The 16759-nt window shown below is 56.4% G+C and carries 14 protein-coding genes; 6 read left to right on the plus strand and 8 right to left on the minus strand.

All coding sequences use genetic code 11. The annotated features are described in order from the left end of the window. The first annotated feature begins 22 nt into the window (after positions 1-22). Together D1223_RS12280 and D1223_RS12285 are read left to right on the plus strand one after the other, a co-directional pair. On the plus strand, positions 23-553 hold the full coding sequence (locus tag D1223_RS12280; RefSeq protein ID WP_119376717.1) for a cupin domain-containing protein: 531 nt from the start codon (positions 23-25) through the stop codon (positions 551-553). After that, positions 550-1257, plus strand: a complete 708-nt coding sequence (locus D1223_RS12285; protein ID WP_119376718.1) for a DUF6134 family protein — start codon at positions 550-552, stop codon at positions 1255-1257. The genes D1223_RS12280 and D1223_RS12285 overlap by 4 nt, the downstream gene beginning before the upstream one ends. Here the strand turns inward: D1223_RS12285 and D1223_RS12290 are convergent, their stop codons facing one another. From D1223_RS12290 to D1223_RS12305, 4 genes are read right to left on the minus strand one after another with little or no spacing between them, the layout of a single operon-like run. After that, positions 1258-2487 (minus strand): SAM-dependent methyltransferase, encoded by a 1230-nt coding sequence (locus D1223_RS12290; protein WP_119376719.1) that lies wholly within the window; start codon positions 2485-2487, stop codon positions 1258-1260. A gap of 11 nt (positions 2488-2498) precedes the next feature. Next, complete coding sequence (locus D1223_RS12295; RefSeq protein ID WP_119376720.1) at positions 2499-3287, minus strand: DUF1365 domain-containing protein; 789 nt, start codon at positions 3285-3287, stop codon at positions 2499-2501. Next, a complete protein-coding gene (locus tag D1223_RS12300; RefSeq protein ID WP_119376721.1) occupies positions 3284-4612 on the minus strand; it encodes an NAD(P)/FAD-dependent oxidoreductase in 1329 nt (442 codons plus the stop codon). The genes D1223_RS12295 and D1223_RS12300 overlap by 4 nt, the downstream gene beginning before the upstream one ends. Next, positions 4609-6099 (minus strand): cryptochrome/photolyase family protein, encoded by a 1491-nt coding sequence (locus tag D1223_RS12305; protein ID WP_233353144.1) that lies wholly within the window; start codon positions 6097-6099, stop codon positions 4609-4611. Before D1223_RS12305 ends, D1223_RS12300 begins: the two co-directional genes overlap by 4 nt. Before the next feature lie 125 nt (positions 6100-6224). Here D1223_RS12305 and rfaE2 point away from each other — a divergent pair, with 125 nt between their 5' ends. Continuing rightward, complete coding sequence (gene rfaE2, locus D1223_RS12310) at positions 6225-7676, plus strand: D-glycero-beta-D-manno-heptose 1-phosphate adenylyltransferase (RefSeq protein WP_119376722.1); 1452 nt, start codon at positions 6225-6227, stop codon at positions 7674-7676. Here rfaE2 and D1223_RS12315 read toward each other — a convergent pair. From D1223_RS12315 to D1223_RS12325, 3 genes are read right to left on the minus strand one after another with little or no spacing between them, the layout of a single operon-like run. Next, complete coding sequence (locus D1223_RS12315) at positions 7673-8569, minus strand: DUF3089 domain-containing protein (RefSeq protein WP_119376723.1); 897 nt, start codon at positions 8567-8569, stop codon at positions 7673-7675. The genes rfaE2 and D1223_RS12315 overlap by 4 nt on opposite strands. Continuing rightward, positions 8569-8949: a DUF6285 domain-containing protein gene (locus tag D1223_RS12320; protein ID WP_119376724.1), complete on the minus strand. Its 381-nt coding sequence runs from the start codon at positions 8947-8949 to the stop codon at positions 8569-8571. The genes D1223_RS12315 and D1223_RS12320 overlap by 1 nt, the downstream gene beginning before the upstream one ends. Then, entirely contained in the window at positions 8942-9985 is a 1044-nt protein-coding gene (locus tag D1223_RS12325; RefSeq protein WP_233353145.1) for a phosphotransferase family protein, read from the minus strand. Before D1223_RS12325 ends, D1223_RS12320 begins: the two co-directional genes overlap by 8 nt. A 44-nt stretch (positions 9986-10029) precedes the next feature. On the opposite strand from D1223_RS12325, the gene D1223_RS12330 reads away from it, so the two are divergent. After that, positions 10030-10773, plus strand: coding sequence for a DUF502 domain-containing protein (locus tag D1223_RS12330; protein ID WP_119376725.1), 744 nt, complete (start codon positions 10030-10032; stop codon positions 10771-10773). Here the strand turns inward: D1223_RS12330 and recG are convergent. Next, a complete protein-coding gene (gene recG / locus D1223_RS12335) occupies positions 10723-12825 on the minus strand; it encodes an ATP-dependent DNA helicase RecG (protein WP_233353146.1) in 2103 nt (700 codons plus the stop codon). The genes D1223_RS12330 and recG overlap by 51 nt on opposite strands. Positions 12826-12952: 127 nt before the next feature. On the opposite strand from recG, the gene D1223_RS12340 reads away from it, so the two are divergent. Together D1223_RS12340 and mfd are read left to right on the plus strand one after the other, a co-directional pair. Continuing rightward, positions 12953-13153 (plus strand): succinate dehydrogenase assembly factor 2, encoded by a 201-nt coding sequence (locus tag D1223_RS12340; protein WP_233353147.1) that lies wholly within the window; start codon positions 12953-12955, stop codon positions 13151-13153. A gap of 62 nt (positions 13154-13215) precedes the next feature. Further along, positions 13216-16668 carry a transcription-repair coupling factor gene (mfd, locus tag D1223_RS12345; RefSeq protein ID WP_119376727.1) on the plus strand — a complete coding sequence of 1151 codons (3453 nt, stop codon included), beginning with the start codon at positions 13216-13218 and terminating at the stop codon, positions 16666-16668. The last annotated feature ends 91 nt before the right edge of the window (positions 16669-16759 follow it).

The following is a 16759-nucleotide window of genomic DNA, read 5'->3' on the forward strand; positions in this document are numbered from 1 at the left end:
CGAAAAGGGAAGTTTCCGCGGGATGACGACGCAAGACACCTATCACGCATTTATGCTGGATTATGCAGCCGGCAACCTGGCGCCAAGTCTGAAGGTCGCGGCAAGCATCCATCGGCTTATGTCGAGCTGTGGAGACGAGGCGGCTACGCTCTGGGAAAGCGTGAGAGAAGTGCTTCTTGAAGACGACGCAAACCCTGGTCAGAAGGCGCAAGACGATGCAGCCGTATCGGCTGCTCTGGATATCATCCACATGGACTACGAAGAGGTACGGTGGAGGCGTGGACTGTCCGGCGTCCGGTATTCAAATGTCTCGAACGCTTCCGGGCAGCTGATGCGGCTGGAACCGGGGCAAAACGTATTCGCCCATGGCCACTCAGCTTTGGAAGCGACGGTCATTCTGGAAGGCGCTCTGGAAGATGGGCACGGATCATACCAGCAAGGTGACATCCTGCTTGCTATACCCGGGGTTAAACATAGGCCCGCCGCACTCGGTCAGTGCGCCTGCACTTGCTATGTTGCCCGGTCGCCGAGACCATTCTGGAGGCTGACATGAAGCATGTCGCTGCTGTTGTCGCGATTATTGGCATAGGATCCGGGGTTGCGTTCGCCGACAGCGGAACGCCGGATCAGCAATCAGCGCTGGTAAGTGCAAAGGCTCCACAGCCTTGGAGCCCTCAAGCGGGTGACGAAATCCGTTTTGACGTTTTCCGCCAAGGTGACAAGAAGTTTGGCTCTCACATTGTCAAATTCGATTCCGGACAAGACGGTCAGCTAATCGTCACCTCTGACGTGGATCTCAAGGCTGGGCTCGGCCCGATCACGCTGTTCCGCTATTCGTTGGACTCCGTTGAAACATGGGATGAAGATCGTCTTGTCGCCCTCGACGGTCAAACGAATGATGACGGCGACACGAAGCGCGTGACCGCTTCCGTCAAGGGAAACGCGCTTGAAGTGACCGGATCGGGCTATTCCGGCGAGGTGCCTTTAGGGATAATTCCCTCCAGCCATTGGAACATCCAGCAGGTTTTCAGTAAGGCGATCTTGTCCACAGAGAATGGGGAAATTCTGGATACTAGCGTGACCAGGCTGGGCACGGACACGATCCAGATCAACGGCAAGCCCGTAGAGGCCACGCACTACAGGCTTGTTTCAGACCTGACGGTTGATCTGTGGTATGATGATCAGAACCGTTGGGTTCAGCTAAGTTTTGAAGCACGCGGCCAAAAGATTGATTATCGTCTATCCCGCCTTTATTGATCAGGCCGACGACACCTGAAACTGGCCGACATTGATGCGGCCATTGCGGAAACCGGCTTCGCAATAACTCAGGTAAAATCGCCAAAGGCGATGAAAACGCTCATCAAATCCTAGCGACTGGATGTGATCCCACGCGTCTTCAAACCGCTGAGCCCATAGCTTGAGCGTCCTAGCATAGTCCTGACCGAAATACTGGACACCTTCATATCTCAAGCCGGCCTGTGAGAATGACGCTTTGAGCGCAGATTCGCTTGGAAGCATGCCACCGGGAAAAATATAGTGCTGAATGAAATCGGCCCGCTTGCGATAGCGTTTGAAAAGATCGTCATCGATCGTGATGATCTGCAGCGCCGCCCGTGCGCCGTCCTTCAGGCACTCCCGGACTTTTGCAAAATAACTGGGCCAGTAGGATTCACCGACCGCTTCAAACATTTCAATTGAGGCGACGCCATCATAGGATCCCCTGTGATCGCGATAGTCTTCCAGACGGATCTCGACGCGGTCCGACAATCCATTCTTCTGAATGCGGTTTATTGCATACGCCCGCTGCGCCTCCGAAATTGTAAGGCAGGTCACCTTGGATCCCCGGACCTTCGCTGCATATTCAGCAAATCCGCCCCAGCCGCACCCGATCTCAAGCAAATGACTATCGGGGCCCGCGCCAATACGGTCGGCGATGGCTTGATATTTCGCTGCTTGCGCCTGTTCGAGAGAAAGATTGGGGTTTTCGAAAAGCGCTGAGGAGTAGGTCATTGTGTCGTCAAGCCACGACTCGTAGAACGCATTGCCAAGGTCATAATGCGCCATGATATTTTGGCGCGCACCAGCTTTACTGTTTCTGTTGAAGAAGTGCCGGATATTGTTGAAGAATTTTACAACGGAACCGCCGACGGCGAGTTTGCCGGCCGCCTCAAAGTTCTCCGAAAAGAACTCAAGAACCGCCGTCAGATCGGGAGTCGACCAAGCGCCGTCCATGTAGCTTTCCGCAAAGCCGATGTCGCCACCGGCCAATGCACGTTTGGCGAAGGAAAAATCATGCACGTCGACAATGGCACGTGGACCCGATTTTCCTTGATCAAACAAGACAATCCTGCCGTCGGGCAAATTGAACTGAAGTGATCCGTTTTCTGCCCGCAAGAGCATTATGCCCGCAAGCTTGAAGGACGCTGGCAAATCGTTCATCGCGCGGATGGTTGAAACGCTGGTAGGAACAATCTTGTCCGTTTTCATCTCTTGCGTCCTCAATTTTCCTGACCGGAAGTTCGGGCCAGTGTCGGATCGTTTTGTACTTTCAGCGGTTTCTTGTGGTACCTGGCACCCATAGCCCACAGTTTCGCTGCCTCCCAATGGATGCCTAGTGTAACACCTATCGTGGAGAATGGCATACGCATCGCCAAGGCGGCGAGAGAGCGGTCGCTGGCTGGTGCAACCGACGTGGCAAGGCCAGCGGAATGGACGGGGCGGCCATTCTGGATCGTCGTTACACCAAGCCGCAATGCGTCGGCATCATACCTCAGTGAGAAGCTGTATCGGCCGGTCACATCAAAAAACGGAGAGACGTGAAACCGCTTGGGGGCTTCGTGCCGGCTCCAATTGCCTTGGAGGGACGCAGCATATGTATGACGTTCGCCAAACGTATTGCGTACCTCATACAAAATCGCCTCGGGGTGCCCCTCTGGAGTGTGCGCGATCCAGAGCGAAATGGGGGCGAACTTATAGAAGGCGTGCCTTGGAAATGTAACCAGGCGAATAGCGCCTTTGGGGGGCTCTATACCGGCATCGCTAAAGGTCGTCTCAGCCCAAGGACGCAAAGCAGTTTGCTGTAGTGAGCCATGGTCATTCCGGCGAAAACCAAAGAGCCCAAGCTTTTCGACTGAAAAAAGGCGTGTCTGTCGGCTAGCCTCTTCAAGTCGGTCGATATCGACATCGATCATAGCGACCCGATAACGAAAGGACGACTTGAAGGGGGTGAAACGCTTGTGGCGTGTCTCCCCCAAATGAAGTCGCAAAGCAGGCGGCGTGGTTGTCATTTCACCACCGATAGTCGGCGATCTGCTTGGGTTGGCGCGTGCCGGTCCGGCAGGTAAACCGTTTCGACGCCTACGGGGTCCCACTCAACCTGCCCGCCAAGCGATAGGGCCGCCCGCAAGCCGCTCTTCAGACCGTCCTCGTGGAATCCGCTACCGAGCCAAGCGCCAGCAAACCATATGCCGTGCCGACCCTGGATGCGCTCAAGAGATCGAACAGCGGCATATGCGGCGCCGTCGTACTGCGGGTGGTCGAACACGACCTCTTTAAACACCAGATTCTCATTGGGCGGCGTTTCAGGGTTCAGCGTAACGAATAATGGGCATTGGCGGGGCAGACCCTGAAGCCGGTTCATCCAATAGCTGAGGCAGATGTCGTTCTCCGTTGAATGCTTGCCAAGCACATTCCAGCTGGCCCAGGCGGACTTCCTGCGGGGCATATATGATGGATCCCTGTGCAGAAAAATTCGGTTGGGTCGATAGTGAACGGATTTGAGTAGGAATTGCGCTTCCGGATAGGTGCCAGACAAGAGACGACGAGTCGTATCGGCATGGGTGGCCATGATCACTTCATCAAAAATTTCGCTTCGCCTATCGTCGAAATCCAGCCGAACGCCCGTTCCAAACGGGGTGACGCGTTCAACACCTGAGCCAAGACGCAGTTTATCGCCGATCAGCTCTGAAGCCTTGGTCACATAGTGCCTTGAACCGCCTGACACTGTGCGCCATTTCGGGCGCTCACGATGCATCAGCCTGTGATTTTCGAAGAACTGAAAGAAGCTCCGCGCTGGATAGTCGAGTATCTTGCCCGGTGGGGTGGACCAGATCGCGCCCCCCATAGGTAGAATATAATTCTGGCAGAAGTCGTCGCTGAAATCATGCCGACGCAGCCAAATTCCAAGACTCTCCTCGGTGACTTCGCCATTCATCAATGCGGCCCGTGCCACATCATTGAACCGGAGAATTGTTCGCCAGAAGGCATGAAAACGGGGCCGAAAGAGATTCCGCTTTTGGGCGAACATGCCATAGGCGGTCGACGCCCACTCAAAACCTCCCGGATTGGATACCGCGAAGCTCATATCGCTCGCTTGGGTCTCGACACCGAGAGCCTCGAAAAAGCCAGTCAGATTCGGATAATTGAGCCCGTTATAGACAATAAAGCCAACATCCACATCGATCGGCGTTCCGTCATAATCGATTGATACCGTGTGCGCATGGCCGCCGGCGCGGTCGCGTGACTCGAAAACCGTAATATCGGCTGAATTCCTGAGTGCATAAGCTGCGCCCAGACCGCTGATGCCAGACCCGATAATCGCTATTTTCTTCATGCGGCGTCCTGCTTTTCTTTTAGAGCTTCCCAGGCCGTCAGTGCGCGCTCACGGCCCTCAGCATGATCAATAATCGGCTTTGGATAGGTGGTGCCCAGATCAACTTTGGCACGCTTCAGGGTTTCGGGGTCTGCCGTCCATGGCGCATGCAGGTACTTGGTCGGCAGATCCTTCAATTCCGGGCACCACTCTCGAACATATCGTCCACTGACATCGAACTTTTGCCCTTGGGTGATGGGATTAAAGACCCTGAAGTATGGCGCAGCATCGGCACCGGAGCCGGCGGTCCATTGCCATCCTGATGAATTGGATGCCGGGTCTGCATCCACGAGCGTGTCCCAGAACCAGTCCTCGCCGTCTCGCCAGTGTATCAAAAGATGTTTTGTAAGGAAGGATGCGACAATCATGCGCACTCGATTGTGCATCCAGCCACGCGCCCAGAGCTGCCGCATGCCCGCATCCACGATGGGATACCCAGTTTGTCCTTTTTTCCACGCCGTCAGTGATGCGCTGTCTTTCTTCCAGGGCATGGCGTTGAATTTCGGATTGTAGTTCTCCCAGCCCATATCCGGGTTGAAGTACAGAAGAACATAAGAGAACTCGCGCCAGACAATTTCGGACAGGAACGACCAGGCGCTGCTCTCCGGTTGGAGACCGCTATCGATCCTGGACTTCACAGCGCGCCAGACCTGCACCGGGCTTAATTCGCCGAAGTGCAGATGGGGTGACAGTCCAGACGTTCCGTCACAATCTGGACGGTTTCGCATATCCTCGTACTGGCGCACGCCATGATCAAGGAAATCCGACAAGCGAGCAGCGGCTCCGGCCTCTCCGGGAGTCCACATCGTCGCGAAACCTTCGGACCAATAAGGTTGGGTTGGGTGCAGCGCCCAATCCTCAATCCTTTCACCATTAACCCCCATACCTCCCAGCTTCTCTGGTCGAGGTAGCGTGGATGGCGCCTCATAGCTTTCTCGCACTGCTTTCCAGTACGGCGTAAAGACCTTGTAATAGCCCCCGGACCCCGTTTCGATCTGCCACGGCTCTGTCAGGAGGGTTGTATTGAAACTCCTGGCGTCAATGCCGTTATCCTGTAGCGCCTGCTTTATACGACCATCGATCTCGCGTTCAGCCTTGCCATAGCGCCTGCCCCAGAAAACTGATGTCGCTTTCGTTTCTTCAACCAATGCTGGAACGATTTTCTCCGGATCGCCTTTGCGGCAAATAAGCTTCCCGCCCAACGAAGATATGTCAGAGCGAAGGGCTCTCAGAGATTTGTCGAGCCACCAGAGTGAGGCGCCACCTTTCGCACGCAATGCGTCCGTTTCTTCGAAAATGTAGACACAGATCACCTCGCCGCCTCTCTCGGCCGCGGCAGCGATTGCGGGGTGATCGGTGAGCCTGAGATCATTTCGAAGCCAGACCAGGGTTGGCTGCTGGGTTTCTTTAGGCAGAGCGGCCTCCTGTAATGAACGTGTCAGGAACAATTACGTGAATGCGCGGCTATTGGATCAAACTCAGCTGGTCCACATTCCGTTTCTGGTTCAATTGAACGGAATTGGATAGGAAAAGTCTGACGGGCCTATGAAGTCAGCGCATCCGGAGACCCTTCATGCGACAGCATCTTGCAGACATTATTACGAAGGCGCAGGGCCAGACGGTCCTTTGCGTCGGTGACGTGATGCTAGATCGCTTTGTATATGGCACGGTGGATCGAATATCGCCGGAGTCACCCGTACCTGTCTTGCGAAAAGTATCGACGGTGGAGATGCCAGGTGGGGCCGGTAACGTTGCCCGCAATATGGCTGCGATGGGACTTCAGGTTATCGTTGCTGGCTGCATAGGCAACGATGCTGAGGGCGAGGCTCTTGAAGCGTCGCTCAATGCTCATGAACGGATTGAGACCCGTCTCGCGAAGGTCAGTTCTCTGGAGACGGTTGTCAAAACGAGATTTGTTGCCAGTAATCAACAGTTGCTAAGGGTGGACAGTGAAGAATCGTCTCCAGCATTGGGCATCAGTGAAGCGGTCCTGATCAGCGCGATCGAGAAGGCCGCAAAGGCTTGTTCGGCCGTCGTCGTTTCGGACTACGCAAAAGGCGCAATCACGCCCGCGACCTTCCACGCATGTCTTGAGGCGTCGAGAAAGAACAGGATTCCTCTGCTCGTTGATCCGAAATCGCAGAACCTTTCCGTTTACGAGGGTGCTCATCTCATCAAACCGAACGCGTCAGAACTGGCGCAAGCCACAGGATTGCCCACGTCGACAGACGACCAGGTTGAAGTGGCCCTCAGAACGGTTGCCGCCTCGGTGCCCGGAACAAACATCGTTGTGACGCGAGCCGGGAAGGGCATGTCCTGGATAAAGAACTCGGATATTTCTCACAAACGCGGTGAAGCGAAGCAGGTTTTCGACGTATCAGGCGCGGGCGATACCAGCATGGCCGCACTGACCCTTGGTGTCGTCGCTGGCGCCAGTCTAGCCGACTCTGTCGCACTGGCGGTTACGGCTTCGGGGCTAGCCGTTGCCAAGACGGGGACTGCAACCGTGGACGCCGAAGAAATCCGGACGGCGCTTGATCCCGCTTATCACCATCTGCGTGCACCCATATTATCTGAGAGCGATGCTCAGGCGCAGGTCCGAACCTGGAAAGCGGCTGGGCTGAGGGTGGGCTTCACGAATGGTTGCTTCGATATTTTGCATCCGGGCCACCTCGCACTTCTGGAGGAAGCACGGTCCAGGTGCGATCGGCTGATCGTTGCAATCAACACAGACGCTTCAGTGAAACGACTGAAGGGTGAAACGCGGCCAATCAACTCTGAACAGGACAGGGCGCGCATGCTTGCGGGTATTGGCGCCGTTGATGCCGTGACATTTTTTCCCGAAGACACTCCAAAGGCTCTGATTGAGGCCCTCTTGCCTGACCTTCTGGTGAAGGGAGGGGATTACACGATTGAAACCATTGTCGGAGCATCCGCGGTTCAGGCTAATGGCGGGGATGTTCACATCGTCAAACTATTAGATGGACAATCGACGACCGCGATTCTCGAGCGATCAAAAACCTAGTCCCCTCGTTCGCCTGAGATGTCTTCATCGCCGTTCGGGCGACGTATTGGCGCGACATCGACAACTTCGTCAGCGGCCCAAGTGTCGAACGGTTCTGCTGGTTTTTCGGCATTTAGATCAAGCCAGTTGCTGAGCTCCTGCATACGCGTAGCGATTTCGTCGCCCAGGCCAGGATCGCCAGCATAGGAGAGCTTTTTCCGGGGAAGGTTCGGCGTGAGCCAGCTGAGACTTTCCGTTGTCTCGACAAGGGTCGTCGCCCGCGCGCACGCCTCGAATGCGGGGCTGCATGTGCCAATAAAGTCGTTCCAACGGGATTCGTCTTTCCGGGATGGCATGAGAACACCGCCAAACCGTTCGCGGAACTCCTGGGATTTCGGAAGTTGCTGCAAAGCAGCGTAAAGCATCGGCTCTGTGTCCGGCGTTGCAAGAATGACAAGCCCACGGAGCCTGTTGTCCGTAGAAAGATAGCGCTTCATCGCGGCTGCGATATCGTCCTGAGCGAATTTGATTTCATGATCGCGCTCGGAGTTTGAAGACGCCGGGGAAGGTGACCGGTAAGACGGTGCGTATATAACAAGGTCCTGGTCGGCTAATCCCAAATCCTCAATGAGCGCTTCGTACTCATCTTTCAGCACATTATTGTCGGCGGCTATGGCGCCCTTGGGCATCGGAGTCGATACAGGGGGTGCAATCAGGAACAGATCGATACCCCACGGCACTTCCCACCCACCGGACGTCGGGGTGGTTGGCCTTGATAGCCAGACTTCCTCAAAATAGTAATCTGGTGCCTCGGGTGTTGCGTCGGACTTCCCTTGCAATGCGGTATAGGCCCAGTCCTTTAGGGCAAACCAACCGACGACGAGTATGGCGGCGGCAATAAGGACTTTGCGCATCACGGCTCCTCAATGGCTTTCTTCAGTGCGGAATAGTTGGGTTGGTCAACCTTTAGCTGGTCAATTGCGGTCATTTTTAGGTGACGCATCAAATCATCCGACCTTATCGTGAGTTCTCCCGCGCGTATTCGCTGGCGCAAGTCTTCGTTAAGCTTGCTAAGCGATGTGTCGGCAGGAGCCTCGAGTAAGTCCAAAAGGCGGTTTTTTTCGCTGGCATCGGCGTCAAAGCGCGTGTCGATGTCCCTGAGGATCGTGCCTAGCACATTGGAGGCGACGCGGGCGTGGAAACCTGCTCTGCCTGTCAATTCCGGCATAGCCGTTTCGTCCACGAAATTCTTGACGGCCTGCACCAGCTCACGAACGCTTGGCTGATCATGCATGACGTTGTGCCTCCAACAGTCTGATGAGATCCATTTCTGTCTCCGACACACGCCGTCCAATCGCTGCACGTTCAACAGTCGGCTCTGCGCCTGTGCGGAAAGATTCGTACATCATCATGCACATAACGCCCCATTTCACACTGCCCATCATTTCCCACCAGTCGATGTCGTTCGGTGAAATCACGGGCCCGCCATCTGCCGCGTATGCGTCCAGCAAAGGCTCCAAGTCTCCGAAGCCGCCTAGCCGTTTGTCGATGTTCCCAAATCTCCAGGAATTGGTGCACATCCACGCAATATCCTCGCGCGGATCCCCCAGGTGGCACAGCTCCCAGTCAAGAACAGCGGCTAGACCGGTCTCGTCGACCATGATGTTGCCGAGTCGGAAGTCGCCATGAAGCAGCACAGGCGTCAGAGGGTCCGGGGCGTTCTCCCGCAGCCAGACCATCGCCAGATCGAAGATCGGCCGACACGCGCCGAGGGAGAGGTAAAAGTCTTCGTATTGGGATAACTGATCCAGTCCCTGGCTAAGATTCAATGCAGGATCATCCCCGATACCTATCGAATGTATACCGGCCAGGGCCTGTCCGCATTGAGCTGGCAGAGCCGAGCGGGCCTCGGCATAACGGTCCTCCCGCAGGATTCGACGGGCGATCGTTTCACCCGGAACACGGCTCATAAAGTAGCCTTCACCGAGGCCATCGTGTTCCTGAAGCACGTAAACAACGTTCGGAACGGGCACGCCTGCCTTTTCTGCGTAGCCAATAATTTTCGCTTCGTTGGGAAGCCCGATCGCAGCGGAGCTAGGTGCATCCTGCGAGCGCTGCGGCGCCCGGCGAAGGATCAGCGTTTCTGGCGCCGAACCGCCCGAAAGATTCATTAGCCACGTCTCCTGGCTGGCACCACCGGACAGCCTGTTGACGTCATCGACACGCAGCTTATCGCCGTATACCCGTTTAAGGACGGTTTGAAGCAGCTGACGGAATTCTTGCAAGTCACTCATCTTCGCCACAATTAACGGAAAGAAGAGCAACTCCAAGCCATACTCCAACGTCAACCGACCGCAGTTTCAGGAGCGCCTTGATGGCCAAAAAGCCGACCTTGGACGAGAACGGGATCATGAATCCAAAACCCCGGCGGATCAGTCTATGGGCCTGGCTGCGAGGTCGATTTCTGGCAGGCATGGTGATTGCTGCGCCCATCGCTATTACGTTTTACGTTCTGCAGTTCCTGATTAACTTCATCGACAACAGGGTGAAGCCGCTTCTGCCTCCGGTTATACAGCCGGAGACTTATACAAACTACGCCATCCCGGGATTCGGCGTGCTCGTGATGATTGTAGCCCTGACAATTCTTGGAGGGGTCGCGACCAACTTGATCGGCAGGTCAGTCATCAGCGCGGCTGATCGGATCCTGTCCCGATTGCCGATCGTTCGGAACGTTTATGCGGCGTTCAAGCAACTCACCGAAGTCATCGCCAATAACCAGCAATCGTCTTATGATCGCGTCGTCCTGATCGAATACCCGAAGAGGGGATCATGGTGCATCGGTTTCGTTTCAACCGGGGCCAAAGGCGAGATTCGAACGCGGCTCGGGGAAGGCTATATCGGCGTTTTTGTGCCAACCACGCCGAATCCGACCTCGGGTTTTCTGATGTATGTAAAGACCGAAGAGTGCATCGAAATGGATATGACGATCGAGGAAGGGGCTAAAATGATCCTCTCTGCAGGTCTCGTCGTGCCGGACCACTTTTCCGACGAACCCGACGACCAGAGATCACTGCCGCTCCCGGACGAGGGGGCTGAGAAGCTCGCGAAGAAGGCTTAGGGCCTTCCCGCGTTCTCCGGTCAGTCCGGGATCGCCTTCGATGGCATAACGGGCATCAGTTCGCGCGACTGGAATCAGGTCTGCATGCGCTGCGAGATCAACGACTCGGTAATCGACTGCGCCAGACTGGCGTACACCGAGAAGGTCTCCCGGCCCCCTGAGGCGGAAATCGGCTTCGGCAATCTCAAAGCCGTCTTCAGTCCGCCGCAGGGTTTCAAGGCGCTCCTTGGCCAAATCCCCCAGCGGGGGGCGGTACAGCAGGATACAGTACGATTTCTTTTGCCCGCGTCCGACGCGTCCTCTCAGCTGGTGGAGTTGCGCGAGGCCAAATCCTTCCGCGCGCTCAATGACGATTATTGTTGCGTCCGGGACATCCACGCCAACTTCGATGACTGTCGTGGCGACCAGAATACGTGTCTGACCCGTCCTGAATTGTTCCAGAGCCAAATCCTTGTCTTCGCCGCGCATGCGGCCGTGCACGAGACCGACAGGAACGTTGAGCTGTTCCTGCAGCATCCTGGACCGCTGAATGGCGGAGGAATCGTCGTCGTCTGCATCGACACGTGGGCAAACCCAGAAAACGCGTTCGTTGCGAGCACTTGCACGGCCCACAGCGTCGATAACTTCATCGATACGAGTGTCTGAAATTATCCTGGTTTCGATGGGCTGACGGCCTTCGGGCTTTTCGTCGAGGATGGAGATATCGAGATCGCCATGGACGGCCTGAGCCAGTGTGCGGGGAATAGGGGTTGCGCTCATCACCAGCATGTGTGGAGCGGTCGCTTTGCTCGCCAGGCGCATGCGATCCATGACGCCGAAACGATGCTGCTCATCGACAATGATCAGTCCCAGTTTCCTAAAGTGGACGCCTTGCTGGAACAGGGCCTGAGTCCCCGCAACGATCTGTATTGAGCCATCGGCAAGGCCAATGAGCGTTCCTTCGCGGCTTGCGCCTTTGTCCCGCCCCGTCAGAGCGGCGACCTGATATCCGAGCGGTTCCAGCAAACTTGCCACGCTATCAAACTGCTGTCGGGCGAGGACTTCCGTCGGCGCCATGAAGGCCGCCTGATAGCCGGCATTGACCGCTTTGACAGCCGCAAGGATTGCGACCAGTGTCTTGCCCGCGCCAACATCGCCCTGAAGCATCCGGCGCATGGGGTGCGGTTGTTCCAGGTCCTCGGAAATCTCTTTTACCGCCCGGATCTGTGCCGACGTCATTTTATAAGGCAAACACTTCGCTACCTCATTCAGTGGCTGACTGTCCGAGCGTAACGGCGGCGCATCTTTCTGGCTTCGGGACAGGCGTGCAAAGGCAAACACGGTCTCCCTGGCAAGAGCCTCATCATAAGCAAGCCGTTCCCGGCACTTTGCGAAACGGGCTTCGTCGTAGATGTCCGGTGCATGTAGCCCTATCAGCGCAGTCTTGAATGAAGGCCAGCATCTTTCTGCCAGCAAATCGCTGCGCAACCACTCCGGGAGGTCATCGGGGACATGGTCGAGCGCTGCAACTGCGGCATTGTGAAATCGCTTGTTCGACAGTCCGGCTGTCAATCCATAGATGGGCTCAACAGCGGGAGGACGCTCGGGTTTGGCTGGATCTATTATGTAATCCGGATGCGACATTTGCCGTTCGCCCTGGAACTCTCCTACGACACCGGAAACAATGCGCTCTTTTCCAATCGGAAATTGCCCTTGTAACCATCGGGGGTCAGCTCGAAAGAAGGTCAGCGTTAGAAACCCTGTTCCGTCAAACAGCTGTATTCGATGCGGTGCGCGGTCTGAGTAGGGAGCTTTGTAGGAGTGGACTTCGCCCTGAACCGTTGCCACTTCGCCAGAAACCAACTCTTCAAATGATGCCTTTACCCGGCGATCGAGCCACTTTTCCGGCAGGTGCAGCAAAACGTCCCAAACGGTCTCACCGTCCACCAACCGCTCGAAGACCGGGCGCAGCTTCGGGCCGATACCTGGCAAGCTGTCTATAGGTTCGAACAGGGCAAAGAGTCGCTCGTCGCGCATGGCGCCGGACAATAGCGAAAGCGCCGTCAGGAGCAATTGATGTTCGCCTCTGGGAAGTGTGGCTGGATTGCACTAAGTCACCGGACGGGCAAACGGAATGAAAGTCATGGACGAGAGACGACGCAAACTGAATTTCCGCGCTTGGCGCCGTGGATTTCGCGAAATGGATCTTATCATGGGCCAGTTCGCGGACCAGCATATCGGGGCCATGTCTGAAAATGAGCTTCAGGAGTTCGAACGCCTGCTGGCGACACCTGACTGGGAGGTCTACGCTTGGATTGTGGGTAACAAGCCGGTTCCGCCTAATTATGCAGGCCCGGTTCTGGACCGGCTTCTGAGCTTCGAGTACGACCCTCGGGCCTGATCCGGCCGTGTGTCGGCTTTCAGTCGCTTCGTCCATCTGCCAATACTGAAATCGTCCCCCAAATGCCGAACAGCGAGTTTCTCAGTGCCTTGTCTGCGCCGACAATCGTGTCCGGTGCACCATTCGGATTTGATCTTTTAGCGCTTCAGCAAGCGATAGACTCCGCTGGCAAGTGGGCATTGTACGTTGCAAGAGACGAAAAGACGGCGTCGACGGCACTGAAGATCGCCCAGTTCAATCGACCGACCATGGATGTTATCTACATTCCGGGTTGGGACATCTTGCCCTTCGACCGAATGAGCCCGAGTCCGGCCATCGCATCTCAAAGGTGTGCGGCCCTCGCACGGCTGGCGAACGCAAGCCATCACTCAAAGCCGGTGCTCGTTGTCACAACAGGGTCCTCGCTTGTCCAGCGCGTGCCGCCTCGCGAAACGATGCGCAAGGCCAGCTTTTCCTTGGCGGTAGGCGAGCGTGTCGATGAAAAGGCCCTGGTAGATTATCTCAATGTGAACGGATATGTTCGAGCAAGCACCGTACGTGAGCGAGGCGATTACTCAATTCGCGGCGGGATCATCGACATTTTTCCGCCCACGAGTGCTGAACCAATACGGCTGGATCTCTTCGGGGATACTCTGGAACACCTGAAGTCGTTTGATGCCGAGACGCAAGTCTCGACCGGCACTTTGCGTTCTGTTGCACTGGCCCCAGTTTCTGAAATTCTCTTCTCGGACGAAACGCTCAGCCTTTTTCGGGAAAAGTATCTTTCAGCCATAGGAGCGCCGTCGGGTGACACGATGTATGAGGCGGCCCGGGCCCAAATACGTCGCCAAGGCCTGGAAAACTGGCTCCCCTTGTTTCACGAGCATCTGGAAACCCTGTTCGATTATATGGGCGAAGATGCGCTGATTGCCTTCGGTTACCTCGCCGGCGAAGCCGCTGCAGAAAGACGCACTCAAGCTGAAGACTATCACGCAACGCGCATGGAAGCCGCGAGCGACGGCCGGCCGGCTCGCGTCCTGCCCCCCGACGACCTTTACATCAATCCCGCCGAGCTGGATGCGACGCTCTCTCACCGCGGCGTCGCAAGGTTCCAGCCGTCCTCGGGAGCGGGTGGCTTCGATCTTGGCGGACGGCCCGGGCGCGATTTCGCGCCGGAGCGGGCTAAGCCAGATTGCAATGTCTTCGAGGAGGCTGCAAAACACGCAAAACATGTTCGCGAACAAGGCCGCACTGTCGTTTTTGGCGCCTGGACCGCTGGTTCTGCGGACCGCCTCGTCAATGTTCTCGAAGATCACGGCCTGGCTGATCTGCCAATCGTCCATTCCCTCGAGGCCGCGCAGTCGGCTGGACTGTCCGTTGTAGAGATTCCGCTCGAGCAAGGGATTGAAAGTGACGGTCTGGTCTTCATCGCCGAGCCCGACATCCTGGGTGACCGGCTTGCCGCCCCTCGGCGGAAGCGAAAGGCAGCAAATTTTATAGCTGAAGCTGCTTCGCTAAACACTGGGGACCTCGTCGTTCATGTCGATCACGGTGTCGGGCGCTATGAGGGGCTGAAGACGCTTGAGCTCACCGGAGCGCCTCATGACTGCCTGGAACTCAGCTATGCCGGTGGTGATCGGATATATTTGCCGGTTGAGAATATCGATCTGATCAGCCGCTACGGCAGTGAAGATGCGGAAAGCGCGATTGACAGGCTGGGCGGTGCTGGCTGGCAGAGCCGCAAGGCCAAGGCCAAGAAGCGAATTCTGGAAATGGCCGCGGAACTGCTGGAGATTGCCGCTGCACGCGAACTCAAACGCGCCGAGCCGACAACGACGGGGCAGGGGCTTTATGAAGAATTTGCCGCCCGGTTCCCCTACGAAGAAACCGACGACCAGCTGAATGCCATCGAAGACACGCTGGAAGACCTGGCAAGTGGCAAGCCGATGGATCGTCTCGTCTGCGGCGATGTGGGCTTCGGCAAGACGGAGGTGGCTCTGCGCGCAGCTTTCGTTGCCGCGATGAGTGGCATGCAGGTCGCTGTCATCGCGCCAACAACCCTTCTCGCACGCCAGCACTTCAATTCCTTCAGCGAGCGGTTTGCGAGCTGGCCTGTGAAGGTGCGCCACCTTTCCCGCATGGTCAGTCAGGGCGAAGCAACGAAAACGCGGGATGGATTGGCGAGTGGCGAGATAGATATTGTGGTTGGCACTCATGCCCTGCTGTCCCAGTCGATGGAATTCAAGCGGCTCGGCCTTCTGATCGTTGATGAGGAGCAACGATTTGGCGTGAAGCACAAGGAACGGCTGAAAGAGCTAAAAGCTGACGTACATGTGTTGACGCTGTCCGCCACGCCGATTCCGCGCACGCTTCAGATGGCGCTCACGGGCATTCGCGACTTGTCAATCATCGCCACACCGCCCGTCGATCGGCTCTCTGTGCGTACTTACGTAACGGAGTTTGATACGGTTGCCATGCGCGAAGCCCTTTTGCGGGAGAAGTATCGGGGCGGTCAGGCATTCTTTGTCGCCCCACGGATCGCAGACCTCGACGAGCTTGAAGCCTTCATGCGGGATAACGTTCCCGAAGTGAGCTTTGTTGTCGCACACGGCCAGATGCCAGCGACTGAACTAGAAGACATTATGACGGCTTTTTATGAGGGCCAGTATGATGTCCTTCTTTCGACCACGATCGTCGAAAGTGGACTGGACATTCCGCGCGCGAATACGTTGCTCGTTCACCGCGCAGACCGTTTCGGACTTGCGCAGCTCTACCAACTTCGGGGGCGGGTCGGCCGCTCGAAACTGCGGGCGTATGCTTATTTGACGACACCACGTGATCAGGTCATGACCCCCGGTGCCGAGCGCCGCCTTAAAATCCTCCAATCGCTAGATAGTCTCGGTGCCGGGTTCCAGCTCGCAAGTCACGATCTCGACATGCGGGGCTCGGGTAACCTCCTGGGAGACCAGCAATCGGGACATGTCCGCGAAGTAGGGGTCGAGCTTTACCAGTCCATGCTGGAAGACGCCGTGAATGCCCTGAAGGCCGGAAAAGGTGGTGAGGACCAAGAGGTCGCTGATGACTGGTCCCCGCAGATCAATTTGGGTGTCGCCGTTCTGATACCTGAAGACTATGTCGAGGACTTGAGCGTCCGACTGGGGCTTTATCGTCGGCTTGCTGATATTGATACAGAGCAAGGTAGGGAAGGCTTCGCGGCAGAACTCATTGATCGCTTCGGCCCTCTGCCGGAAGAGACCAAGCAACTCCTGGATATCACTTCAATCAAGGCCGCTTGCAAAGCGCTGGGAATATCGAAGCTGGATGCCGGGCCGAAGGGTATTGTTATGGCGTTCCGGGAAGACACGCCTCTCGACCCGGGCCAGTTGATGGCACTGGTTCGGTCGAGACCGAACCTGTATCGGCTGCGTCCAGATTCAAAGCTGGTGATATCGCAGTCGCCCGCCGAGAACGACAGGCGTGTGAAGCTTGTTCGAAATCTACTTGGAGAGCTATCCGGACTGTTGGTCTCGTCCTGAGCCTTCGCATACCATCGATAGACGTTGGGGAATGCCTTCACAGTGCACTTTCCGCGCGTATGTTCCCGACCACAACTTGAACCAAACAGCG

It is taken from the genome of Henriciella mobilis (genome assembly GCF_003576285.1).
Classification (GTDB): Bacteria; Pseudomonadota; Alphaproteobacteria; order Caulobacterales; family Hyphomonadaceae; genus Henriciella; species Henriciella mobilis.